This is a genomic window from Rhodoferax fermentans, assembly GCF_002017865.1.
GTDB classification, from domain to species: Bacteria; Pseudomonadota; Gammaproteobacteria; order Burkholderiales; family Burkholderiaceae_C; genus Rhodoferax; species Rhodoferax fermentans.
The window spans coordinates 3,650,574-3,674,195 of the sequence record NZ_MTJN01000002.1; the positions used below are offsets into that span (position 1 = coordinate 3,650,574).

Genomic DNA, 23,622 nt, shown 5'->3' on the forward strand with positions numbered 1-23,622 from the left:
AGGCATACCATGTCACCAAGGAGCATGTATCCCGAGCAAGACAAGGAAGGCCGCAGCCGCACAGACGCTGCCAACCATACCCATAGAACTCATTGACCAGTTTGTCAATGGCCCCATGAGCGCAGAGGCGGTCAATGCCGCTTCTATAGCATTTAGGAAGGCTTTGATTGAGCGAGCTCTGGGTGCTGAACTCACCCATCACCTGGGCTATGCGCGCGGCGCTGATAGACCTGAGGACGCAAGCAACCACCGCAATGGAGCGACCGCCAAGACCGTACTGACCGAGGACGGTCCCATGCGCATCGAAGTCCCGCGCGACCGCACTGGCAGCTTCGAGCCCCTGCTCATCCCCAAGCACGAACGCCGCTTCACCGGCTTTGACGACAAGATCATGGCCATGTACGCACGCGGCATGACGATGCGCGAGATTCAAGGCTTCTTGGCCGAGCAGTACGCCACGCAAGTCTCACCGGAGTTCATCAGCTCGGTCACCGACGCGGTGATGTCCGAGGTGGCAGCTTGACAGGCTCGGCCCCTGGAGCCCATGTATCCAGTGGTCTTCTTTGATGCACTGCGCGTGAAGATCCGCGAGGATGCTGTGGTGCGCAACAAGGCCGTCTACCTGGCCTTGGGTGTGCAGAGTGACGGCACGCGCGACATTCTGGGCCTGTGGATTGAGAACACCGAAGGAGCCAAATTCTGGATGAAAGTGTTCAACGACCTCAAAACCCGGGGCGTCAATGACATTCTGATTGCCGTCACCGACGGACTCAAGAGAATGCAGGAGGCTCTGGGCGCAGTGTTCCCTGCCACCACGCTGCAGACTTGCATCGTCCATCTGATGCGCAACAGCCTGGACTATGCCAGTTGGAAAGACCGCAAGGCGCTGGCAGCGGCCATCAAACCGATTTACAGCGCCGCCAGTGCCGAGGCGGCGCTGGCGGCTTTGGATGCGTTTGAGACGGGGCCATGGGGTACGAAGTTTCCCACCGTTGCAGTGGCATGGCGGCGCAACTGGGACAAGGTGATTCCGTTCTTCGCGTTCCCGGCACACATCCGACGGGTGATCTACACCACCAATGCCATTGAGAGTGTGAATGCCCAGCTGCGCAAAATCATCAAACAAAGGGGTACTTCCCGTCTGATGATGCAGCTTCAAAGTTGATCTGGTTGGCCTTGCGAAATATCACCACGAACTGGATGCGTGCCAGCAAAGATTGGAAAGAAGCAATGAATCAGTTCGCAATCCTTCATCAAGATTGCTATACCAATATAGTCAGCCCCTCAAAAAAGCGAAGTGCAACACCCTGCGATGAAACCCAGTAAGGTATGCACATGAAAACCCCAATCCAGTACAAACAGACTTCACAGATTGGCACAGCTGGCTTGTAGAGCAATCGGGCTCTTTTGTGCGGAAAAGTGCACGGTCCTGAACGGGCAGATCCGTGCGCTTCACAACGCATCACCCAATCGCGTCAGAAACACCAGCAACTTGTCGCGCAGAATCACGGACCAAAAGTGGCACCGGCCCTTATAAAACAAGGACCAACAGCTACATAAGCAAGAGCAGCTGACTCAACCTAACTGGCGTGCCAGCGCGCTCTGGGTGATGCTGTTGAGCGAGCCCCGGGTGCTGATGGCCTGCGGATCGAGCCGCAGTTCAATCAGCGTGCCCTGGGGTCGGGCCAGCGCCGCCAGCAACTCTTCCTCAAAGTCTTCGGTGCGGTCGATACACACACTGGCGTAGCCATAGGCCTGGGCCAGCGCGCAGAAGTCCGGGTTGGCCAGCGGTGTGCCAGCCACGCGCTGCGGGTACTCGCGCTCCTGGTGCATACGGATGGTGCCAAACATGCCGTTGTTGAGCAGCAAAATGATGCTTTTGGCGCCGTGTTGCACGGCTGTGGCCAGTTCCTGCCCGTTCATCAGAAAGTCGCCATCCCCGGCAATGGTGAAGGCGGTGCGCCCGGTGGTGATGGCTGCGGCAATACCGGCTGGCACGCCATAGCCCATGGCGCCGTTGGTGGGGGCCAGCTGGGTCTTGTGGCCCTTGGCCAGACCATGGAAGCGGAAGTAACGGTGTAACCAGCTGGCAAAGTTGCCCGCGCCATTGGTCAACACCGCATCCTGCGGCAGATGCTGTTGCAGCACCGCGATGATTCTCGGCATGTTGACCAACCCCTGAGCGCTGTCCTGCGGCAAGTCGGCGATGTGGCTGGGTTGCAGGTTGGCCAGGTAGTCGGCGTGGCTGTCGATCGCCCAGCTGGCCCAGGGCAGCTCGGTCGGCGCGGGCAAGTCTTTCAGCGCGGCGGCAGCGCTGGTCACACTGGCCTGGATGGCCAGGTCGGCCTGGAACACCCGGTTGAGCTCTTCAGCACTGGCGTGGATGTGCACCAGTGTCTGTTTGGGCCGGGGCGACTGGATCAGGGTGTAGCCGCCGCTGGTGATCTCGCCCAGACGGGCGCCGATGGCCAGGATCAGGTCGCTGTCCTGGATGCGTTGGGCCAGCCGGGGGTTGATGCCCAGACCCACGTCGCCCGCATACAGCGGGTGGTGGTTGTCAAAGGTGTCCTGAAAGCGGAACGCATTGCCCACCGGCAGCTGCCAGTGTTCGGCAAACTGCTGCAGATCCTGCGCCGCCTGAGGCGACCAGCCGCTGCCTCCCGCAATGACCAGCGGCCGCTTTGCTTTTGAGAGCATCTCACCCAAAATCGATAAGGGCTTGGCGCCCATTTCTGCCTCAACGGCGGCCACACGCGGCATCACCTGCGGCAGCCCAGCCTCGGGCGCCATCACCTGGGCCAACATGTCTTCCGGCAGCACCAGCACCACCGGCCCGGGGCGGCCATTCATGGCGGTGGCAAAAGCGCGCGCCACGTATTCGGGGATGCGTCGGGCGTCATCAATGCGCTCCACCAGCTTGGCCAAACCCCGGGTTGAGGGGCCCAAAAAACTCAGGTAGTTGACTTCCTGGAAGGCCTCGCGGTCACGGGTGTCGCTGGCCACATCCCCAACAAACAGCACCATCGGTGTGCCGTCCTGGTAGGCGGTGTGCACGCCGATGGAGGCATTGGTGGCACCCGGCCCCCGGGTGACAAAACAGACACCGGGGCGGCGTGTTAACTTGCCATGGGCCTCAGCCATGAAAGCCGCGCCGCCCTCCTGCCGGTTGATGACAAACTGGATCTGCTCGCGGTACTGGTAAAAACCATCGAGCACCGCCAGAAAACTCTCGCCCGGCACACCAAAAGCATGGGTCACGCCCTGTTCAATCAGACAACGCACCAGCAGGTGCCCGGCAAGGTGGGGGGAAGTGCTTGAATTCATCGCAATATTGTCCTGCCAAATCTGGCCTGTCCGAGGCCCCGCAGACAGGCTTGCCCCCGACTCAGGCCCGAGCCTGGGTGCGCTGGCCCACCCCTAGCGCAGCCACCACACTGAGCAGCAACACAGCGGCAGCCCCCAGCAGCGTGGCGCTATACCAGCCCCGGTCCATGAACGCGCCAAACACCAGCGGCGAGATCGCAAAACCGGTGTCCAACCCCGAATAAACCAGGCCATAGACCCGGCCGGTGGCGCCTTTGGGTGTGGCTTTTTTGATCATCATGTCGCGCGAAGGGCCGCCCACCCCCACCGCAAAACCGGTGCTGGCCAGCACCACCATGCTCAGCGTCGGCCCAAACAGGCCGGTGCCACACAGCCCGAGCAAAACCGCCGCCGCCGACATGGACAGCGCCACCACCCGGTCACTCTGGCGCGCATTGGCGGCCACAAAGCCGCCCACAAAGGTGCCCAGCGCACCACACAACATGTACGCGGTGAGGGTGAACGTGGCGGTCTCAAAAGGGATGCCGTGCAGCGCCTTGAGGATCGACACCGAAAAGTTCTGCACCACCGCCAGCGTCATGGTCGAGAGCAAAAAGAAGGCAAAACACCACCACACCACCGGCAGCTTCATGAAAGCCAGGCTGTGTTCGGCAGGTGTGTCAGCCGCATGCACCGCCGCCTGGGTGCTGAGTTTGTCGCGGTTGAACAGCAGCAAGGTGATGATGGCCAGGTACATCAGCGCAGCCGCCAGGTAGGCACTGCGCCAGCTGTATAGGCTGTTGAGGGTGACAAAAAACACTGGCGCCAGCGCCCAGCCCAGGTTGCCAGTGAGGCCGTGCGCACTGAAGGCGTGGCCCAGCCGGGCTGCCGAGACACGCTGGTTCAGAATGGTGAAGTCCACCGGGTGAAAGGTGGCATTGGCCAGCCCGGCCATCGCCGCCACCACCAACAAGCTGCTGTAACCGGTGGCCTGCGAGGCCACCAGGCAGGCCAGCACAAACAGGCCCAGCGCCGCAAACAACATCGGCCGCGCACCAAGCTTGTCCACCACAAACCCGGCAGAGGCCTGGCCCACACCGGAGACCACAAAAAACGTGCTCGTCAGCAGCCCGAGCTGCGAAAAACTCAGGCCAAACTCGCTCATGAACACCGGAAACAGCGGCACCAGCAACAGATGGCCAAAGTGCGAGGCCGCATGGGCTAGCCCGACCAGGCCGATGATGGCCGCGTCTTGTTGCAGGGGGACAGGGGTGGGGAGCGTGTGGGTGGCAGAGGTCATGCGGCGATGTTATCGGCATCCATACGCTGGCCCTGCTGGCCGCTGGCTAGACTCGGTCACTTGCCGCTTTGGCACGGTTTTCTTCTGAGAGATCTTTGCATGCCCACCCCACCCGACAGCAGCAGCGCCGCGCTGATAGAACACATCCTCAACACCTTCCACGAAGGCCATCGCCGTGACCTGCCAGCCCTGATCAACCTGGCGCGCCAGCTGCCCACCACGGGGGCCGCACCGTCGTTTGCCGACGAGTTGCAGGCCTTGATGCTGGACCTGGAGGCGCACATGTTCAAGGAAGAAATGCGCCTGTTCCCGATGATGGAACAAGGCGGCAACACCCTGATTGGCCTGCTGATCAACGACATGGAGCAAGAGCACGCGCGCCACAGCCAACACACACCGCAGATGACCGCACGTCTGGCCGCGCTGCAGGTGCCCCCCGACCACCAGACCACGTTGAACGCCCTCAGAACCGGTTGGCAAGCCTTCTTGGACGAGCTGGCCCAACATGTGGCCGCCGAAGACAACGGACTTTTCCTGATGTTCAAGACCCCCGACACCGATGTATAAAAGCACCTGGCACCCAGGATGACGTCTTAACCCACAGCCGCCTGCGCGGCGATGAGGAGAGCCCATGTCGATCACCATCACCGCCCAACACCTCGCCGCCATTGCCGGGCGCAACACACCGTTGATGGCTGGGCTGGCCGACTGGCTCAACCAGTTGTGCCCGCAGTACGAGATCGACACACCCCAAGAGTTTTGCCACTTTCTGGCGCAGGCCTGCCACGAGACGGACCACTTTGTGACGCTGCGCGAATACGCCTCGGGCCGCGCCTACGAAGGCCGAGCCGACCTGGGCAACACCCAGCCCGGCGACGGTGTGCGCTTCAAAGGGCGCGGCATCTTCCAGACCACCGGGCGCGCCAACTACCTGCAACTGGGCATCAAAAAAGGCCGCCGCGACCTGTTCATCAACAACCCGGCACTGCTGGAGCAGCCCGAGTACGCGGTGTGGAGCGCCTGCGAATACTGGCGCACGCGTGGCCTCAACGACATCGCCAACCATGCTGATAGCGATGTGCTGAAGAAAAAATACCGGGGCAACATCATCGATGTGTCACCGGTGGAATACATCAGCCTGGCCATCAACGGGGGTTACAACGGGATGGAGGAACGCAAAAAGTTTTATGCCAAAGCGCAGCAGGTGTTGGTGGCAACCGAGGTGGCGCCTGCACCGCGTGGACGACCTGCGACGCCCGCCAAAGCCAAACGTCTCAAACTCGCCAGCCCAAAGCGCCGCAGCAAGGCGCCCACCACCCCGGCGTGACGCCATCAAACTATAAAATCAAGAGCTACTAGCCCTTATTGAATAAGGGCTGGAGGCCAATTTCATCTATAAGCCGAGAAACGTCAGGCCGCCGCCTCCGACGCAAAGCTGAACTGCCCTGGCGCGCGGATCGGGTCCACGTCCACATGGATGGTCGCCTTGGGTAGGAACTTGCCTTCCAGCAACAGTTTGGACAGCGGGTTCTCAATACGCTGCTGGATCGCGCGTTTGAGCGGGCGCGCACCAAACACCGGGTCGAAGCCGACCTTGGCCAACTCGGCCACCGCCGCGTCGCTGACCTGTAGGCCCAGCTCCATGTGCGCCAGGCGTGCCGTGAGCACCGCGAGCTGGATCTTGGCAATGTCGGCAATGTGTTGCGCATCCAGGCTGTGGAACACCACGGTCTCGTCAATGCGGTTCAAAAACTCGGGGCGGAAGTGGTTTTTGAGCTCATCCGTCACCGCGTCTTTCACATCCTCGTAAGGCTGCCCCACCATGGCTTGAATCATTTGCGAGCCGATGTTGCTGGTCATCACAATCACGGTGTTTTTGAAGTCCACAGTGCGGCCCTGGCCGTCGGTCAGGCGGCCATCGTCGAGCACCTGCAGCAGCACATTGAACACGTCCGGGTGGGCTTTTTCCACCTCGTCAAGCAGCAGCACGCTGTAGGGTTTGCGGCGCACGGCCTCGGTCAGGTAACCACCTTCTTCGTAACCCACATAACCCGGAGGCGCGCCAATCAAGCGGGCCACGCTGTGTTTCTCCATGAACTCACTCATGTCGACGCGGATCAGGTGGTCTTCGGAATCAAACAGGAAACCGGCCAACGCCTTGCACAGCTCGGTTTTACCCACACCCGTGGGACCGAGGAACAGGAAACTGCCGGTCGGCCGGTTCGGGTCAGACAGGCCCGAACGCGACCGGCGGATGGCGTTGGCCACGGCGCCAATCGCTTCGTCCTGCCCGATCACACGCTGGTGCAACTTGGTTTCCATCTGCAGCAGCTTGTCGCGTTCGCCCTGCATCATCTTGCTGACCGGGATGCCGGTGGCGCGGCTCACCACCTCGGCGATTTCCTCGGCGCCGACCATGGTGCGCAGCAGCTGCGCGCCGCCGCCGTCCTTGGCCGACTGGGCCTTGCCAGCTTCTTTGTCCTGGGCGGACTTGAGTTTTTTCTCCAAATCAGGCAACTTGCCGTACTGCAGTTCACCAGCCTTGTTGAAGTCGCCCTTGTCGGTGAGAGCCTTGATTTGGACGCGAACTTTTTCCACCTCTTGCATGATGGTTTTGGAACCCTGGGCCTGGGCTTTTTCAGCTTTCCAGAGCTCGTCCAGGTCGGCAATTTCTTTTTGCAACGCGGTGATCTCTTCGTTGATCAGCTCCAGGCGCTTTTGCGAGGCTTCGTCTTTTTCGCGCTTCACGGCCTCGCGTTCAATCTGCAGCTGAATCAGGCGGCGGTCTTTTTTGTCCATGACCTCGGGCTTGGAATCCAGTTCAATCTTGATTTTGGAGGCGGCCTCGTCGATCAGGTCAATCGCCTTGTCGGGCAAAAAGCGGTCGGTGATGTAGCGGTGGCTCAGTTCGGCTGCGGCGACGATGGCCGGGTCGGTGATCTGCACACCATGGTGCACTTCGTAACGCTCTTTGAGGCCACGCAAGATGGCAATGGTGGCCTCCACCGTCGGCTCACCCACGATGATTTTCTGGAAACGCCGCTCCAGTGCGGCGTCTTTTTCGATGTATTTGCGGTATTCGTCCAAGGTGGTGGCGCCCACGCAGTGCAGTTCACCCCGTGCCAGGGCGGGTTTGAGCATGTTGCCCGCGTCCATCGCGCCTTCGGCCTTGCCCGCACCGACCATGGTGTGCAGCTCGTCGATAAAAACGATGGTCTGACCTTCGTCCTTGGCCAGGTCTTTGAGCACGTTTTTCAGGCGTTCTTCAAACTCACCGCGGAATTTGGCACCGGCCAGCAAAGACGCCATGTCCAGGCTCAGCACGCGTTTGCCCTTGAGTGAATCAGGCACTTCACCAGCCACAATGCGCTGGGCCAGGCCTTCCACAATCGCGGTTTTGCCGACGCCCGGCTCACCAATCAGCACCGGGTTGTTCTTGGTGCGGCGTTGTAACACCTGGATCGCGCGGCGGATCTCATCGTCGCGGCCAATCACCGGGTCAAGCTTGCCCGCTCTGGCGCGTTCGGTCAGGTCGATGCAGTATTTTTTGAGGGATTCGCGCTGGTCTTCGGCATCGGCACTGTCCACATTCTGACCACCCCGCACCGTGTCGATGGCGGTCTCCAGGCTCTTGCGAGTCAGCCCGTTGCTGCGCGCCAGATCACCCAAAGTGCTTTTGGCATCACTGAGGGCCAGCAGGAACAACTCACTGGCCACAAACTGGTCGTTGCGTTTGATCGCCTCTTTCTCAGTAGCCTGCAGGATCTTGCCCAGCTCGGGGCCACCCTGCACCTGATCCTGCCCGGTGACCTGCGGCAGCCGTTTAACCGCCAACTCTGCCCCGGCAAGCAAGCCCGGCACATTGACGCCAGCGCGCTGCAACAGCGCCTTGGGGCCGTCGTCCTGCTTGATCATCGCCACCAGCAGGTGGGCCGGTTCGATGTACGCGTGGTCATTGGCCAAAGCCAGCGACTGTGCATCGGCCAGGGCCTCTTGAAACTTGGTGGTGAATTTTTCGATACGCATGGCGCACTCCAAACAAAGTGAATTGCTTCACACATGGGGGCCTTGTTGGTGCTTTCAAGCGGAGCAGCGGTTGCAGAATCCGTTTAGCGGCAAGCACTTGATTCCACATTCGGCAAGATGTCGGTGGAGTGAGTGCCTGCATTGCAGCGGGAGCCGACATCCGCGAACGGAAGCTCACTGGAAGTCCAAATGAGTGAACCTCGCCAGTCCAGCAGCAAGCGCGTTTTCGGTACGTTCATTGTGGGATATGCGCTTGGCTGATCCGGGTATGGATTGAACAGCCACTGATCTTCAACCTTGAGGAACCTATGGACGATTGACTTGAAATGGACATGTCCTTTGCGGCCGTAAGTCTGCAGGCGGTACGAACGGTGACGACCTCACGAGCGTAAAATTCTTGGCTCGGGCACCCGATAACAACAACGAAACATGAGTGATAGCCACATGCCGGTCCGTCTCGTCCAATCCACCGCGTCTGCTTACTCCTACCCTCTGCTGATCAAGCAATTGCTGCTCACGCCGCTTGCCACCGTGCCAGAGCGTGAAATCACCTACCAGGGCAAAGTCCGCTACACCTACCGGACGCTTCGTGAACGTATTGGCCGGCTGGCCTCTGCGCTGGCGGGAATCGGTGTCCAGGCGGGGCAAACCGTGGCAATGATGGATTGGGACAGCCACCGCTACCTTGAAGCCTTTTTCGCGGTCCCGATGATGGGTGCCATCTTGCAGACCGTCAACGTCCGGCTGAGCCCGGAGCAGATTCTTTACACGCTGAACCACGCCGGTGCAGACGTCCTCGTCGTCAACAGCGAATTCTTCCCGATCCTCGCGCAGATCGCACCCCGCCTGACCACCGTCCGCAGCATCGTGTTCATCACCGACGAGCCCTGCATGCCGGCGGCACCCGTCGAAGCCTGCGGCGATTACGAAACACTGCTCGCCCAGGCATCGCCGGATTACGAGTTCCCAGACTTCGACGAAAACGCCCAGGCAACAACCTTCTACACGACCGGAACCACTGGCGACCCGAAGGGCGTCTATTTCAGCCATCGCCAGCTCGTGCTGCACACGCTGGGCTGTGCCGCCGCGTTCGGCGGCGCGTCGGCTCAGGGACATGTACATCGCGAAGACGTGTACATGCCTATGACGCCGATGTTCCACGTCCATGCCTGGGGCTTTCCGTACCTCGCAACGATGATGGGCCTGAAGCAGGTCTATCCCGGGCGCTACCAGCCGGAATTGATCTGCCGTCTGGTGACACAAGAGAAGGTCAGCTTCTCGCACTGCGTGCCGACCATCCTGCACATGATCCTGACCCACCCGCAGGCCCAAACGGCAGACTTCAGCGGCTGGAAGATTCTGATTGGCGGATCGGCATTGCCCGAGGCCATGGCAATATCGGCCCAGAAACGTGGCATCGACCTTTTCACCGGCTATGGCATGTCCGAAACCTGTCCGGTGCTGACCATTGCGCATCTGGAGCAGGCCGATCTCGAACGCCCGCTCGCTGAACAAGCGGTGATCCGCGCCAAGACGGGTCGTCCGTTGCCGCTGGTCGACCTGCGCGTTGTCGACAAACATATGCAGGATGTTGTTCACGATGGCAGGGCCAGCGGCGAGGTGATCGTCCGTTCTCCCTGGCTGACACAGGCCTACCTCGCCGACCCCGTGGCCTCGGAACAACTGTGGGCTGGAGGCTACTTGCACACGGCGGACATAGGCAACATCAACCCGGCTGGTTATTTGAAGGTCACAGATCGCGTCAAAGACATCATCAAGACTGGCGGCGAATGGACATCCTCACTGGAACTCGAGGACATCATTGCCAAACATGAAGCAGTACACGAAGTCGCTGTTGTCGGCATCCCCGATGACAAATGGGGTGAACGCCCGCTCGCACTGGTTCTGCTCAAGCCGGATCACGTTGGGCAGATCAGCGAACATGTCTTGCGTAACTACGCGGCGCACGCAATCGAGGCTGCCGGCGTCTCGCGTTACGGCGTGCTGCTGCAGGTGCGTTTCGTCAAGACGCTGGTCAAGACCAGTGTCGGCAAGATGAACAAGCGTCTGATGCGGGCTGATCCGGCAGCCCTGTGCCTCTAGCGACGTACGCCCGCAAAACCGGCAAGAATGGATCGGGTGGCAAAGTCACCGGCACCGGACACGCCGTTCACAGATTTCGACTTGGCGCCATATAACCTTGACGAGCTTGAACCTGGCATAGCCACTACTTTTTCGAGGCCAGCATCGCCTTTAAATCGGCGAAAGGATTGAAGGTGCAATCCGACGGGTTGTCACGGTGGTTATTGTTCTTGTGATGCACTTCCAGCAATGGCAGATTGGCTTGATCGAACGTGCGGGCACAGCGTCCGCAGACCCAGGGGAAAAGTTTCAGCGCTTGCGCCCGGTAACCCTGTTCCCTTTTTTCGGCACTGCGTCGCGCCTCAAGGACGAGACTATCAAGTCGTTGATTGGTTTGTGCCATTGCAAGCCACTGCCTTTCAGTTGAGGGGACGCCGTTTTAGCTTACGACGAAATTCAACAGCGTGTATGGAGATATTCGTTGGCGTCAGTCTGAAATCGCTTTGATCTCTACCCGCCCCAAAAAGAGACAAGCCTCACTCGGATAATGCCGGTTCAACTGAACCCGCAGACCCAACACATGCTCAGCACCCTTCTCACCATTGGTTTTCTTCACTGGCTGGTACTGCTTTTGCCGGGCGCCAACTTCCTGCTGGTGGGGCAGCTGGCGGCCAGTGGCCAACGCAGCACCGCGTGTGTGGCGGCCTTGGGTGTCACCACGGTCACCTTCACCTGGGCCAGCTTAGCCATCCTCGGGATTGGTTTAATTTTTAACGCGCATCCTGCCTGGCGCCAGGCCTTGCAGCTGGCCGGAGGTGTTTACCTGTGCCACCTGGGCTACAAACTGTGGCGCGCACAAGGCAAGACCAACAGCACAGCCAATGTTCAGCTGTCCCATGGGGCGGCGTTTCGGCTCGGGTTCATCACCAACATCCTGAACCCGAAAACCGCCTTGTTCTTCGGCAGCGTGTTTGCCACGTCCTTGCCTGCCAACGCGAGCCTGGCCCTGGTGGCCAGTGCCATTGCCCTGGTTTACCTCAACGCACTGGTCTGGCACCTGTTTTTGGCGCTGGCTTTTTCCCACCCGCGTGTGCAAGCGGCTTATGCCCGCCACACGGCCTTGTTGGGCAAGTTAGCCGGGGTGTTGGTGGGGGCTTTTGGTCTCAAACTCATCGTGGCCACACTGCAAGAGTTTCAGACCAAAGTGGCCTGAACTGACTCCCCCAACAAAAGGACAACACGCAGGCACTGCTGCGGCCGAAGTCTGCCTTGCGAGGAGGGAAGTTTTTGCAGCCTTGGCCACACCCACCAGCATGGTGGACGGCGCTTGCACCCAGTGCTCATCACGCTGTGACGCGTTGACGCCTGTTCGTCAATTTGCGATAATGCGAACCATTCGCAACAATTCATGCCAGCCAACCCGTCGGGCCAGCCAGCTTGCTGTTCTCTGGAGTTCTCGTTGAACACTCTCGCCGCGCCCGATCCGATCACCACGCTTTACCTCAACCACCACGGCTGGCTCCAAACTTGGCTGCGGCGGCGCCTGGGCTGTGCGGCAGATGCGGCCGATCTGGCCCAGGATGCCTTCATGCGTTTGCTCCTGGCGCCCAAGCAGTTCAACAGCATGCCCGAAACGCGAGGTTATCTGCGCACCATGGCCAACGGCCTGTGCATCGACCTCTGGCGTCGCCGCGAGCTGGAGCAGGCCTGGTTGCAGACGCTGGCCTGTCGACCCGAAGCGGTCGAACCCTCGCCTGAACATCGCGCCCTCATTGTCGAAACCCTGCTCGAAATCAGCAACATGCTCAGTCGTCTGTCGCAGAAGGCCGCCGCTGCCTTCATCATGGCCCAGGTTGATGGCCTGCCCTACCGGGAAATCGCCACGCAATTGGCCGTCTCGGAAAGGATGGTCAAGAAATACATCGCCCAGGCCATGCTGCAGTGCGCGCTCATCGAAGCGGGGCAGAGGGGCTGAGATGGCGTCAACGATCACCACAGCGTCCGCGCAGCCGGACTACAACACGCTGGAAGCAGCCGCCAACTGGTACGCCACCCTACAAAGCGACACGGCCAGCACAGCCGATCACCAGGCCTGGCAAGCCTGGCTGAATCAATCACAAGCACATGCCAAAGCCTGGTCGTATATCGAGACCGTCAGCCAGCGTTTCGACCCCTTGCGCAGCGGCGGACACCAGGCCGCACTGGCCGGTATCCAGGCCGCCCAACGTGGAGGCAGCAGACGGCGGCAGGCGCTGGCCGGGCTGGCCAGCGTTGTTGGACTCGGCATTGCTGGCTGGATGGGCTGGCGGCACACCGCACTACCCGAAGTGGTGCTGGCCTGGGGCGCCGACTACCAGACCAGCACCGGAGAACAGCGTGAGATCACCCTGGTTGATGGCAGTCAGGTATGGCTCAACACCCGTAGTGCCATCAGCGTCCATTACCACGCGGGTGCCCGGCTGCTCAAGCTGCTTGACGGCGAGATCCTGGTGCAGACCGCCCACGACACCAACAGCCGCCCCTTCTATGTGGAGACCCGTTTCGGCCGCCTGCAGGCGTTGGGCACCCGTTTTTCCGTCTTGCATGACGACAGGCGCACGCGCCTTGATGTTTTTGAAGGCGCCGTCGAAATCTGCAACGCGGCCGGCAGTCTGCAACGTGTCAAGGCCGGAGAAAGAGCGGCGTTCACCGCCGACAACATCTCTGCCATTCTGCCCGCCGAACGGGCCCGCGAAGCCTGGCGCCGAGGTTTGGTGGTGGCGGACAACATCCCGCTGGAGGCATTGATCGACGATCTGGCCCGCTACCAGCACGGTCACCTGGGTGTCGCGGCTGAAGTCGCCAAACTCAGCGTGATGGGCGTTTATCCCGCCAACGACATAACACGTGCCCTGGCCATGCTGGAAAGCGCCCTGCCAATTCGCGTCAAGCGGAGTATGTCGTGGTGGGTGACGCTTGAGGCACGCCCGTGACTTTTTTTGGGTCATTGGTTCCCTTTTTGGCGACTCATCCGATTTACCTTGTGAGAAGCAAGCTGATCGAGTTTCACCAGCCACCCAAGCGACAAGGCGGCGGCCCCCAGGACCGCCCTGCCTAAACATGTGTCCTGCACGTCCAGGCAGCCAGCGCGATTTCCTTGACAGCACGCTTCCTAAACACTCAGTTCACTATTCGGGAATTCGTCCATGTCAAACCATCACATCCAGCCGCTTGGCCAACACAAGCGCCAGGCAGACCGCGCCGCACCGGCTGGGCAACACACCAACTTCACGCTGCGCCCGCTGGCTATTGCCGCGCATCTCGCCATCGTCGGCAGCGTCGCCCTGCTTGGCTGGGTGCCGCCAGCCCAAGCCCAGAGCACTGGCGCACAGACCGCTGTCCAGTCCAGGACCTACAACATCCCCGCCGGTTCACTGGCAGCCAGCCTCAATCGTTTCGCCGAGGAGGCAGGTGTGCTGCTGACGGCCAGCGGCGACATCACTCAGGGTAAGGCCAGTCAGGGTCTGAAAGGACAGTATTCGGTGTCGGCCGGTTTTGCCGCACTGCTCTCAGGCACGGGGCTGGAGGCTTTTCGCCAAGCCAATGGCAGTTTCGGGCTGCGCCCGGTCCCCGTTGTCAGCCAGGGGGCTGAGGTGCAGTTGTCGACGGTCACCGTCCAGAACAAACGCGAACTCCGTGTGTCCAAAGGCGCCACCAACCTGCCCATGGAGATCAAGGACACACCGCAGACCATCAGCACGGTCGACAAAGAGAGCCTGCGCGACTTCGGCGTGAGCAACAGCAACGATGCGTTGCGCATGGGCACCGGCATCCATGTCGAGGAGTGGGAAACCAACCGCACCGGTTACAGCGCACGCGGCTTCGATGTGATGCTGACACAGGTTGACGGCATGGGCATGACCAACGACTGGGGGCTGGTCGAAGGTCAGCTGGACACTTTCCTGTTCGAGAAAATCGAGTTGGTTCGTGGCGCCAACGGCCTGCTCACAGGTGTTGGCAACGCGTCGGGCACCATCAATTACGTGCGCAAACGGCCCACCAACAAGGACGGCGGCGAAGTCCAGCTGGCCGGTGGCTCGAACGGCCTCAAACGCGTGGCTCTGGACTACAACAAGGTGCTGACCGAGGACGGCAAATGGGCTGGCCGACTGGTGGTGGCGCAGGAAGACAAGGATTCCTACCTGCGCGCACTGAGCAACAAGCGCAGCTCCATCTACGGTGTGCTCGAAGGACAGATTGGTACCGACGGGGTGTTGACCCTGGGTTTGACCTATCAGGACGCCAAGCAGCGCTCCCCCATGTGGGGCTCGCTGACGCTGCCTTATGCCGACGGTCGACTGGCCGACTTCGATGTCTCTTCATCGACCTCGCAGGACTGGACACGCTGGAACAACAAATCGCTCAACGCCTTCGTCGAGTACACCCATGCGCTGTCGCCCGATTGGGAGGCAAAAATCGCCTACAACCACACCCAGGGCGAAGGCAACACCAAGTTGTTCTACGCCTACTCCAAGAGTGGCCACCTCAACAACGACAACACCGGCCTGATCGGCTGGCCCTACCGCAGTGAAAACGAATCACAAAGCGACATTGTGGATCTGAACCTGAGTGGCCGCTTTGATGCCTTTGGGCGCCAGCATGACGCCGTGTTTGGCTTGAGCCATTCGAAGCAGACAAGTCTGACCTACTCTTTCGCTGCACCAGCCGCTTCTGCGCTGTCAGCGCCCTTCCCTTATTCCGGAGATATCTACCCCGAACCCACCTGGGGCGCCAAGAAAGTCGCGTCCGACGGCGACCAGGCCATCACGCGCCTGTACGCAGCGACCCGACTGACACTGACCGACCGACTCAAGGGCATCGTTGGTCTCAACTCGATCAAGCTGCAGCGCAACGGAACCGCGATCTACGGCGGCGGCACCAACCTGGACAACGAAACAACCGAAAAGTCCAGCCCCTATGTCGGAGCGACCTACGACATCACACCGGACACGCTGGCCTACGCCTCGTACTCGGACATCTTCCAGGCCCAGGATCAGCGCAACGTCAACGGCGCTTTCCTGGCGCCGATGAAGGGCGTCAATACCGAGGTGGGTGTCAAAGCCGAATGGCTGAACCGCAAGCTGCTGACCACCTTTGCCGTTTTCTCCGCGACCCAAAAGGGGCTGGCAACCATTGCAGGTTTCGACACAGTGGCCCAACAAAACTACTACGCCCCCAAGGACGTGACCTCACGTGGTTTCGAGATTGAGGCCACGGGTCGGATCAACGCGGACACCCAGCTTACCGCCGGGTTCACCTCACTCAAGCTGACCGGACCGGATGGCAATGACATTTACGAATGGGTGCCACGCCGTACATTGAAGCTGCGTGCCGACACGCGGGTGCCGATGTTGCCGAGCCTGCGGCTGGGCTCTGCGCTGCGCTGGCAGTCTGACGTCTCGAAGATTGGCGGCGCGCGGCAGGATGCTTATGTGGTCGCCGACGCGTTCGCTTCTTACGAGCTGAACAACAAGACCACCCTGCGCCTGAACATCAACAACGTGTTCGACAAAAAGTACCTGCGCACCGTGCAATACGGCGCGATCTATGGCGCTCCCAGAAACCTGATGGTTTCGCTTGACTACAAACTCTGATGACCAAGCCCACACCCCAAGACGCCGCCCCACGCGGGCGTACACAGCTGGCCGTTCTCCATCGCCTTGCCGCTGCCTTGCTCGGCAGCTACGCCTTCACCTGGGGCTTCACCGCCCTGGGGGTGGCCGCTCTGGTGGCGCTGGGGGTGGAATTCCACGAAGCCGAGACAGCGATGCTGCTGCTCGCCTTCCTGGTTTTCCTGGGCCTGTTCCTGTGGGCTTTCGCAGCCACCCAGCTCAGCCGTGTTTGGGCGGTCCTGGGGGGTGGTGCACTGTGCATGACTGCTGCTGCCTTGGGTTGGCAGCAGTTTCTCCTTTCCTGACGGAGGTTCAACGATGTCTCCCCACTTCCGCCAAGCGATGACCTGGCTGCACACCTGGATGGGCCTGGTCCTGGGTTTTGTGCTGATGGCCGCATTTTTCTTTGGTGCCTTGTCGGTGTTTGATCGCGAGATCGACCGCTGGGCGATTCCTGAAACGCGCTTCGAGCCGCAGCCCATGCCCAGTTTCGACAAGGTATTACAGCCGGTTTATGCCCAACTCAGGCCGCATCCATCTGACATGGTGGCGACACAACAGCGCGTCATCGGCAGCTTGCCGAGCCCCGAGACGATGCCCATGTCCTCACTCTACGCCTACACCACACACCGCGACCCGGTGCTGGCCATTGGCGGCGAGTTCGATGTGCCCAACAAGCTCAAGGACGACGCCGACGAACACGCACATGTCCATGGCTGGGCGACCATCGACCCGCGCTCGGGCCAGTTCCTGCCCGACGACAAGCTCAAGATTGGCAGCGGCTGGTTCTACCCCATGCACTACCAGCTGAACTGGTCGTGGCTGAACCTGGGCTCCTGGCTGGTGGGTCTGGCCGGGTTCAGCATGCTGGTGGCGCTGGTCACCGGGGTGATCATGCACCGCAAGATCTTTCGCGAATTTTTCACCTTCCGCCCCTGGAAGCGCACCCAGCGCAGTGCGCTGGACCTGCACAACCTGAGCGGCGTGCTCGCCCTGCCCTTCCACTTTTTCTTCGCCCTCACCGGGCTGGTGATCTTTGCCAGCACGGTTTATTTTCCGGTTGGCCACACCTTGCTCAAGCCCTTGCACGAACAGCACGAGGTGTTGGAGGCCCGGCGCACCGGCCTGCCGCACGAGCCAGCGGGTGTCGCCGCGCCGCTGGCCTCGGTCGATGCGATGGTGTTGGAGGCCAAGCGGCGCTGGGCGGCGCGCGACATGCCGGGTGAGGTGGGCTTGCTCTTCATCGAACACCTGGGCGATGCCAACGGCTACGTCAGCCTGTACCGCGCTGGCAGCGACCAAGTCGCACTGGTCGGCCAGGCCATCCACTTCAAAGCCAGCACCGGCGAGGTGCTGCGCGAGGAGCCGCCGCCCAGCGCGGTGGGCGGTATCAACGAGTTCCTCACCGGCCTGCATCTGCAACACTTCGAGCACTGGCTGCTGCGCTGGCTCTACGTGCTGGGTGGCCTGCTGGGCTGCGTTTGTATTGCCACCGGCTTCATTTTCTTTGTCGAAAAACGCAAAAGAAAACACGCCGAGTCCGGCAGCCAAGGCAGCCGCGTCGTTGATGCGCTGGCGGTGACAACGGTCACCGGCATGGTGATCGCCACTGTTGGCATGCTGGTGGTCAACCGGGTGCTGCCAAGCCATCTGGTGGGCAAAGGCGAGTGGGAAAAGCTGGCTTTTTGGGGCCTCTGGGTGTTGGCCATGTTGCACGCCTTTGTGCGCAGCGCGCCGGTGGCGCAGGCTCGGCTGAACCCCGCCTGGCGAGAGCAGTGCTGGGGCATAACCGTGCTGGCCCTGGCCGCTGTTGCGCTGAACTGGCTGAGCACAGGTGACCATCTGTTCAAGACCATGGTCAGCGAGCCTTACTGGGCGGTGGCCGGTGTGGATCTGAGTCTGCTGGCCTCGGCCGGCATCGCCGTCTGGGTGGCACGCAAACTGGCGCAACGTGACCAGGCGCACTTGCCACAGCTCACTGCCGAGGTGGCCCATGGCTGAGGCACTGACGCTGTGCCTGGCGGCACTGTTGTCTTTCATCGGCATGGGCTGGCTGGCACTCAGCCTGGAGGTGCATTGGCAGCAGGCTTTTGGCCACCAGGCCGTGTTGACCGCCCGAGCCACCCAGCGGCTGCGCCTGCTCGGCTGGATGGGTCTGCTGCTGTCCGCGGTGTTCTGCTTTATCGCCGACCGGCCGTCGATGGCGGTGCTGGTCTGGCTCATGCTGCTGGCGGCGTCCGCCAGCTTGATCACGCAGGTGCTCGCCTGGCGGGCGCCTTGGCTGCGGATGCTGGTGATGCGGATCAGGCGCTGATCAGAGCGGGGGCGCTGGTTGACCCAAGCTCAGCTGTTGCGTGTATCAATGCCCCAGCGGGCCAGCGCCGCATCGTCGCTGACGCGGGCATCGACCCAGCACGCACCCTCAGGGCTGGTTTCCTTTTTCCAGAACGGTGCCTGGGTCTTGAGGTAGTCCATCAGGAACTCGCAGGCGGCAAAACTCTCACCCCGGTGGGCCGAGGTCACGGCCACCAGCACAATCTGGTCCAGCGGCTGCAACAACCCAATGCGGTGGATGACACGCGCGCCATAGATGTCAAAGCGTTGCAGGGCAGCATCGATCATGGCCTCGATCGCGGCTTCGGTCATGCCCGGGTAATGCTCCAGCTCTAGGCTGCTGATCTGGCCCGGCTGGCCAGCAGTACGGTCGCGCACGGTGCCGACAAAACTACACACCGCACCGACGCGGCCATCCTGGGCACGCAGGGCGGCGATCTCGGCATTCAGGTCAAAGTCCTGGGTCTGAATCGATACCCATGCAGGGTCTTGCTTCAAAATGGCCTCCAGCCCTTATGGATAAAGGGCAGACAGATATATTTTTAATAGCGCACCAGCCGATACATCAGAGACCAACTTGGCCAAGCTAGCCCCCGGTCACCGGCGGGAAAAATGCCACTTCGGCGCCCTCGGTCAAAGCCTCTGCCTCGTTCGCCATGATCTGGTTAAGCGCGAGCCGCACAGCACGGCCACGCGCCAAACTCTCGGCATGGCCATCCCCCAGCGCGATCAGTTCGTCACGCAAAGCGCCCAGGGTGTTGGCCTGTGTCTCACGCACTTCCACGCCGGTACCAATGGCTTCGCGGATCGAGGCGAAATACTTCACGGTGATCTTCATGACAACAAGGCCGCAAACGGGATAAAACGCACCGCGTCACCGGGCGCGATGGTCTGGCCCGGCGGGTTGTCCACCAGACCGTCCCCCCAGACCGCCGAGGTCAACACCGCCGCACTCTGGTTGGGAAACAGTTCCAGCGTGCCCGCTGCATTCAAACGCGCCCGCAGGAACTCACGGCGTTTATCGGCTCTAGCCCAGGTAAATCCTGAGGTAGCCACTATGGATAACGGAGCTAGCTGGGTCACACCCTGCATCCGTAGCAAAAACGGCCGCACCAGCAGCAAAAAGGTCACCAGACCCGACACCGGGTTGCCCGGCAGGCCGATGAAATGGGCGCCCTGTCCGGGCACCCCGCTGCGCGCGATCTGGCCGTAGGCAAAGGGTTTACCGGGCTTGATAGCGATCTGCCACAGGTTCAGCTGGCCCAGCGCCTGCACGGCAGGTTTGACGTGGTCTTCTTCACCGACCGAGACACCGCCGCTGGTCAGAATCAGGTCGTGCTGCTGCGCGGCGGCGGCCAGCGCGTCGATCGTGGCCTGGCGCTGATCCGGCACGACGCCCAGGTCAGTTACCTCACAACCCAGTCGGGTCAACAAGGCCTTGAGCACAAAACGGTTCGAGTTGTAGATGGCACTGGGGCGCATGTCTTGTGGCGCCACCTCGCCGGGCATCACCAGCTCGTCACCGGTGGTCAAGAGCGCCACTTTGGGGCGGCGCAGCACCTGCAGTTGGTTCATGCCAATACTGGCCGCCAGCCCAAGTGATGCGGGGGTCAGACGCTCCCCTTTTGAGAGTATGGTGGCACCCCGCTGGATGTCTTCACCACTGCGGCGAATCCACTGACCCAGCGTCACTGGCCCGTTGACCAACACACAGCCATTCTCTTGGAGCACGCAGTTTTCCTGCATCACCACCGCGTCGGCACCGGCTGGCAGCGGCGCGCCGGTGAAGAGTCGCGCCACCGTTTGCGCGGCCAAGGGATCTGGGCTGCTGCCCGCCGGGATGCGCTGTGACACCGGCAGGGCCACACCCGCAGCCAGATCGGCACAACACACGGCGTAACCGTCCATCGCGCTGTTGTCGTGGGGCGGCACCTGCAGCGCAGACACCAAGTCCTGCGCCAGCACCCGGCCATCGGCATCAAACGTCGATACCGTCTCGATACCGTCCAAGGTCTGGGCACAACCCAGCAACTCGGCCAGCGCCTCGTCAAGCGACTTCAGGGGGGCAAACACCGCCGCTGGCTCTGGCGTCAGGCGCACCGGCTGATGATCAGCTGTTTGATGGCGGCCACGTCAGCAGCCATCGTGATCACCCGCTTGGGCAAAGCCTCAATGCAGTCAAACTTGGCGGGGCGCTCCGGCTCGCGGCCCGTGGCCTCCACAATGGTCTCGGCAAACTTGATCGGCAAGGCGGTTTCCAGAACAATCATCGGCACATCGGCTTGCAACTGCTCACGCGCCACCTTGACACCGTCGGCGGTATGCGGGTCGATCACCATGGCGTGTTGCTCAAAACTCTCTTTGATGGTGGCCAGGCGGTTGGCGTGGGTGCTTTTGCCGCTGACAAAACCATAACGCAGGCGGATGTCGTTGAAGGCCGGATGCTGGCTCAGGTCAAACTGGCCGCTGCGCGCCAGGGCGTCACCAAACAGCGCCTTGACCCGGGCGCCGTCGCGACCCAGCAGGTCAAAAATGAAGCGCTCGAAGTTGCTTGCTTTGGAGATGTCCATCGACGGGCTGGAGGTCTCATGCGTGTCGGCGCTGGCGCGCACGCGGTAGACACCGGTCTTGAAAAACTCGTCGAGCACGTCGTTTTCGTTGGTGGCCGCCACCAGTTTGGCAATCGGCAAGCCCATCATGCGCGCCACATGGCCAGCGCAGATGTTGCCAAAGTTGCCGCTGGGCACGGTGAAGCTGACCTTCTGGTCATTGGTTTCGGTGGCCTGGAAGTACCCGGCAAAGTAGTAAACCACTTGCGCCAACAGCCGCGCCCAGTTGATGCTGTTGACGGTGCCAATCTTGTAGCGGCGCTTGAAATCCAGGTCATTGCTGACCGCCTTGACCATGTCCTGGCAGTCGTCAAACACGCCTTCGACGGCGATATTGATGATGTTCTCATCCATCAGGCTGAACATCTGCGCCTGCTGGAACGGGCTCATGCGCCCGGCCGGGCTGGTCATGAACACACGCACACCTTTTTTGCCCCGCATCGCGTACTCAGCGGCGCTGCCGGTGTCGCCACTGGTGGCGCCCAGAATGTTGAGTTGTTCACCACGGCGCGCCAGCTCGTACTCGAACAGGTTGCCCAGCAGCTGCATCGCCATGTCCTTGAACGCCAGCGTCGGGCCGTTGGACAGGGCCTCGAGCCAGATGCCGTTGTCCAGATGGCGCAGCGGCACGATCTCGCCGGTGCCAAACACCTCGGCGGTGTAAGTCTTGGCGCAGATGGCGCGCAGGTCGTCGGCCGGAATGTCGTCGATGTAGAGCGACAGGATCTCAAACGCCAGTTCGGCGTAACCCTGCACGTGGTAAACCGTGCGCCAACGGCTCAGGGTGGCGTCATCCACCTGGGGATAAGACTCTGGCAGGTACAGACCACCATCAGGCGCCAGGCCTTCGAGCAGGATGTCACAAAAACGCTTGGGGCTGTGGTCGCCGCGGGTGGAGAGGTAGTTCATCAGGCCAGTTCCTCCTTGCGGATGCGGGTGATGGGCCCCAAGACGGTTGGCAGGGCCTGCATCTGGGCGATGGCGGCGTTCATGCAAGCCTCGACACAGTCGTGGGTCAGGATGATCACATCGGTTTGCGGCACTTGGGACTCGCCACAGACTTCATCGGCTTCGCGTTGTAACACCGCGTCGATGCTGATACCGGCCTCGGCCAGGATGCCGGTGACCTTGGTCAACACGCCAGTCTCGTCGGCCACCCGCAGGCGCAGGTAGTAGCTGGTGACCACCTCACTCATGGGCAACACCACCAGATCGCTCATGGCGTTGGGCTGGAACGCGAGATGGGGCACGCGTTGCGCCGCATCCGCCGTGTGCAGGCGGGTGATGTCGACCAGGTCGGCAATCACTGCGCTGGCGGTAGGCTCACTACCGGCGCCCTTGCCGTAGTAGAGCGTGTTGCCCACCGCATCACCGTTGACCACCACCGCGTTCATGGCACCTTCGACATTGGCAATCAGGCGTTTGGCAGGCACCAGGCAGGGGTGCACGCGCAGCTCAATGCCATCGGCTTGGCGTTTGCTCACGTCGCCCTGGCGGCGCTTGGTGATGCCCAGCAGCTTGATGCGGTAGCCCAGTTGCTCGGCGTATTTGATGTCGGCAGCGCCCAGTTGTGTGATGCCTTCCACATAGGCCTTGTCAAATTGCACCGGCACACCAAAGGCAATGGAGGCCATCAGCGTGGCCTTGTGGGCGGCGTCCACACCTTCGATGTCAAAGGTTGGGTCGGCCTCGGCGTAACCCAGTGCCTGGGCTTCTTTGAGTGCCACAGCAAAGTCCAGGCCTTTGTCGCGCATCTCGCTCAGGATGAAGTTGGTGGTGCCGTTGATGATGCCAGCCACCCATTGGATGCGGTTGGCTGTGAGGCCCTCGCGCAGCGCCTTGATGATCGGGATGCCACCGGCCACGGCCGCCTCAAACGCCACCATCACACCTTTGGCAGACGCAGCCGCAAAAATTTCGGTGCCATGCACTGCCAGCAAAGCCTTGTTGGCGGTCACCACATGTTTGCCAGCCGCAATGGCCTCTAAAACCAGGGTTTTGGCAATGCCATAGCCACCGATGAGTTCGATGACGATGTCGATGTCAGGGTTGGCAATCACCGCGCGGGCGTCGCTGACCACGGTCACACCGGGGCCGACCAGCTCCTGGGCACGCGCCACGTTCAGGTCGGCCACCATCGTGATCTCGATACCCCGACCGGCGCGGCGCTGGATTTCCTCCTGGTTGCGCCGCAGCACATTGAACGTACCAGAGCCCACAACACCGATACCGAGCAGACCAACTTGAATAGGTTTCATAATTTTCAAAAGTTACAGGTTAAATTGGCCTCTAGCCCTTATTTAATAAGCGCGAGTAG

General features: G+C 61.2%; 19 protein-coding genes and 1 pseudogene. 11 read left to right on the forward strand and 9 right to left on the reverse strand.

The window, feature by feature from the left end; genetic code table 11:
* Positions 1 to 28: 28 nt before the first annotated feature.
* Positions 29 to 1,326: pseudogene (locus tag RF819_RS17010) on the forward strand (IS256 family transposase).
* A gap of 249 nt (positions 1,327 to 1,575) precedes the next feature.
* Here the strand turns inward: RF819_RS17010 and RF819_RS17015 are convergent.
* Positions 1,576 to 3,324 (reverse strand): thiamine pyrophosphate-binding protein, encoded by a 1,749-nt coding sequence (locus tag RF819_RS17015; RefSeq protein ID WP_078366073.1) that lies wholly within the window; start codon positions 3,322 to 3,324, stop codon positions 1,576 to 1,578.
* A gap of 61 nt (positions 3,325 to 3,385) precedes the next feature.
* The gene (locus tag RF819_RS17020) at positions 3,386 to 4,603 is read right to left on the reverse strand and encodes an MFS transporter (protein WP_078366074.1); all 1,218 of its coding nucleotides are present in this window, start codon (positions 4,601 to 4,603) and stop codon (positions 3,386 to 3,388) included.
* 99 nt (positions 4,604 to 4,702) lie between these two features.
* Here RF819_RS17020 and RF819_RS17025 point away from each other — a divergent pair, with 99 nt between their 5' ends.
* Together RF819_RS17025 and RF819_RS17030 are read left to right on the forward strand one after the other, a co-directional pair.
* Complete coding sequence (locus RF819_RS17025; protein ID WP_078366075.1) at positions 4,703 to 5,170, forward strand: hemerythrin domain-containing protein; 468 nt, start codon at positions 4,703 to 4,705, stop codon at positions 5,168 to 5,170.
* A gap of 64 nt (positions 5,171 to 5,234) precedes the next feature.
* Entirely contained in the window at positions 5,235 to 5,930 is a 696-nt protein-coding gene (locus RF819_RS17030; protein WP_078366076.1) for a glycoside hydrolase family 19 protein, read from the forward strand.
* An 83-nt stretch (positions 5,931 to 6,013) separates the two neighbouring features.
* On the opposite strand, the gene clpB is transcribed toward RF819_RS17030, so the two are convergent.
* Positions 6,014 to 8,629 (reverse strand): ATP-dependent chaperone ClpB, encoded by a 2,616-nt coding sequence (clpB, locus tag RF819_RS17035; RefSeq protein ID WP_078366077.1) that lies wholly within the window; start codon positions 8,627 to 8,629, stop codon positions 6,014 to 6,016.
* 429 nt (positions 8,630 to 9,058) lie between these two features.
* On the opposite strand from clpB, the gene RF819_RS17040 reads away from it, so the two are divergent.
* Positions 9,059 to 10,732, forward strand: coding sequence for a fatty acid--CoA ligase (locus RF819_RS17040; RefSeq protein ID WP_420853892.1), 1,674 nt, complete (start codon positions 9,059 to 9,061; stop codon positions 10,730 to 10,732).
* Positions 10,733 to 10,856: 124 nt separating this feature from the next.
* Here the strand turns inward: RF819_RS17040 and RF819_RS17045 are convergent, their stop codons facing one another.
* A complete protein-coding gene (locus tag RF819_RS17045) occupies positions 10,857 to 11,114 on the reverse strand; it encodes an HNH endonuclease family protein (protein ID WP_078366078.1) in 258 nt (85 codons plus the stop codon).
* 177 nt (positions 11,115 to 11,291) lie between these two features.
* Here RF819_RS17045 and RF819_RS17050 point away from each other — a divergent pair, with 177 nt between their 5' ends.
* From RF819_RS17050 to RF819_RS17080, 7 genes are all read left to right on the forward strand, one after another.
* A complete protein-coding gene (locus RF819_RS17050; RefSeq protein WP_078366079.1) occupies positions 11,292 to 11,924 on the forward strand; it encodes a LysE family transporter in 633 nt (210 codons plus the stop codon).
* Between the two features lie 246 nt (positions 11,925 to 12,170).
* Positions 12,171 to 12,686: a sigma-70 family RNA polymerase sigma factor gene (locus tag RF819_RS17055; RefSeq protein ID WP_242473374.1), complete on the forward strand. Its 516-nt coding sequence runs from the start codon at positions 12,171 to 12,173 to the stop codon at positions 12,684 to 12,686.
* A 1-nt stretch (position 12,687) separates the two neighbouring features.
* Entirely contained in the window at positions 12,688 to 13,683 is a 996-nt protein-coding gene (locus RF819_RS17060) for a FecR domain-containing protein (RefSeq protein ID WP_078366081.1), read from the forward strand.
* A 213-nt stretch (positions 13,684 to 13,896) separates the two neighbouring features.
* Positions 13,897 to 16,344 (forward strand): TonB-dependent siderophore receptor, encoded by a 2,448-nt coding sequence (locus RF819_RS17065; protein WP_242473376.1) that lies wholly within the window; start codon positions 13,897 to 13,899, stop codon positions 16,342 to 16,344.
* The gene (locus RF819_RS17070; RefSeq protein WP_078366082.1) at positions 16,344 to 16,667 is read left to right on the forward strand and encodes an iron uptake protein; all 324 of its coding nucleotides are present in this window, start codon (positions 16,344 to 16,346) and stop codon (positions 16,665 to 16,667) included. The genes RF819_RS17065 and RF819_RS17070 overlap by 1 nt, the downstream gene beginning before the upstream one ends.
* A 13-nt stretch (positions 16,668 to 16,680) precedes the next feature.
* The gene (locus tag RF819_RS17075; protein WP_078366083.1) at positions 16,681 to 18,363 is read left to right on the forward strand and encodes a PepSY-associated TM helix domain-containing protein; all 1,683 of its coding nucleotides are present in this window, start codon (positions 16,681 to 16,683) and stop codon (positions 18,361 to 18,363) included.
* Complete coding sequence (locus tag RF819_RS17080; RefSeq protein WP_078366084.1) at positions 18,356 to 18,676, forward strand: DUF3325 domain-containing protein; 321 nt, start codon at positions 18,356 to 18,358, stop codon at positions 18,674 to 18,676. Before RF819_RS17075 ends, RF819_RS17080 begins: the two co-directional genes overlap by 8 nt.
* A 29-nt stretch (positions 18,677 to 18,705) precedes the next feature.
* Here RF819_RS17080 and RF819_RS17085 read toward each other — a convergent pair whose 3' ends face one another.
* The 5 genes from RF819_RS17085 to RF819_RS17105 all read right to left on the reverse strand — a co-directional run bounded on the left by RF819_RS17085 (position 18,706) and on the right by RF819_RS17105 (position 23,563).
* Positions 18,706 to 19,194 carry a molybdenum cofactor biosynthesis protein MoaE gene (locus RF819_RS17085; RefSeq protein WP_078366085.1) on the reverse strand — a complete coding sequence of 163 codons (489 nt, stop codon included), beginning with the start codon at positions 19,192 to 19,194 and terminating at the stop codon, positions 18,706 to 18,708.
* A gap of 88 nt (positions 19,195 to 19,282) precedes the next feature.
* Positions 19,283 to 19,534: a MoaD/ThiS family protein gene (locus RF819_RS17090; protein ID WP_078366086.1), complete on the reverse strand. Its 252-nt coding sequence runs from the start codon at positions 19,532 to 19,534 to the stop codon at positions 19,283 to 19,285.
* Positions 19,531 to 20,769, reverse strand: coding sequence for a molybdopterin molybdotransferase MoeA (locus RF819_RS17095; RefSeq protein ID WP_078367020.1), 1,239 nt, complete (start codon positions 20,767 to 20,769; stop codon positions 19,531 to 19,533). The genes RF819_RS17090 and RF819_RS17095 overlap by 4 nt, the downstream gene beginning before the upstream one ends.
* A gap of 17 nt (positions 20,770 to 20,786) precedes the next feature.
* Positions 20,787 to 22,214, reverse strand: a complete 1,428-nt coding sequence (gene thrC / locus RF819_RS17100) for a threonine synthase (RefSeq protein ID WP_078366087.1) — start codon at positions 22,212 to 22,214, stop codon at positions 20,787 to 20,789.
* A complete protein-coding gene (locus tag RF819_RS17105) occupies positions 22,214 to 23,563 on the reverse strand; it encodes a homoserine dehydrogenase (RefSeq protein WP_078366088.1) in 1,350 nt (449 codons plus the stop codon). The genes thrC and RF819_RS17105 overlap by 1 nt, the downstream gene beginning before the upstream one ends.
* Between the last annotated feature and the right edge of the window lie 59 nt (positions 23,564 to 23,622).

What these genes read in the sequence shown, in the direction of transcription:
- clpB (WP_078366077.1), bottom strand. Translation starts at nt 8,629, where the DNA reads ATGCGTATCGAAAAATTCACCACCAAGTTTCAAGAGGCCCTGGCCGAT.
- RF819_RS17050 (WP_078366079.1), top strand. Translation starts at nt 11,292, where the DNA reads ATGCTCAGCACCCTTCTCACCATTGGTTTTCTTCACTGGCTGGTACTG.
- RF819_RS17105 (WP_078366088.1), bottom strand. Translation starts at nt 23,563, where the DNA reads ATGAAACCTATTCAAGTTGGTCTGCTCGGTATCGGTGTTGTGGGCTCT.
- RF819_RS17060 (WP_078366081.1), top strand. Translation starts at nt 12,688, where the DNA reads ATGGCGTCAACGATCACCACAGCGTCCGCGCAGCCGGACTACAACACG.
- RF819_RS17015 (WP_078366073.1), bottom strand. Translation starts at nt 3,324, where the DNA reads ATGAATTCAAGCACTTCCCCCCACCTTGCCGGGCACCTGCTGGTGCGT.
- RF819_RS17065 (WP_242473376.1), top strand. Translation starts at nt 13,897, where the DNA reads ATGTCAAACCATCACATCCAGCCGCTTGGCCAACACAAGCGCCAGGCA.
- RF819_RS17080 (WP_078366084.1), top strand. Translation starts at nt 18,356, where the DNA reads ATGGCTGAGGCACTGACGCTGTGCCTGGCGGCACTGTTGTCTTTCATC.
- RF819_RS17020 (WP_078366074.1), bottom strand. Translation starts at nt 4,603, where the DNA reads ATGACCTCTGCCACCCACACGCTCCCCACCCCTGTCCCCCTGCAACAA.
- RF819_RS17090 (WP_078366086.1), bottom strand. Translation starts at nt 19,534, where the DNA reads ATGAAGATCACCGTGAAGTATTTCGCCTCGATCCGCGAAGCCATTGGT.
- RF819_RS17025 (WP_078366075.1), top strand. Translation starts at nt 4,703, where the DNA reads ATGCCCACCCCACCCGACAGCAGCAGCGCCGCGCTGATAGAACACATC.
- RF819_RS17045 (WP_078366078.1), bottom strand. Translation starts at nt 11,114, where the DNA reads ATGGCACAAACCAATCAACGACTTGATAGTCTCGTCCTTGAGGCGCGA.
- RF819_RS17040 (WP_420853892.1), top strand. Translation starts at nt 9,059, where the DNA reads ATGAGTGATAGCCACATGCCGGTCCGTCTCGTCCAATCCACCGCGTCT.
- RF819_RS17030 (WP_078366076.1), top strand. Translation starts at nt 5,235, where the DNA reads ATGTCGATCACCATCACCGCCCAACACCTCGCCGCCATTGCCGGGCGC.
- RF819_RS17075 (WP_078366083.1), top strand. Translation starts at nt 16,681, where the DNA reads ATGTCTCCCCACTTCCGCCAAGCGATGACCTGGCTGCACACCTGGATG.
- thrC (WP_078366087.1), bottom strand. Translation starts at nt 22,214, where the DNA reads ATGAACTACCTCTCCACCCGCGGCGACCACAGCCCCAAGCGTTTTTGT.
- RF819_RS17070 (WP_078366082.1), top strand. Translation starts at nt 16,344, where the DNA reads ATGACCAAGCCCACACCCCAAGACGCCGCCCCACGCGGGCGTACACAG.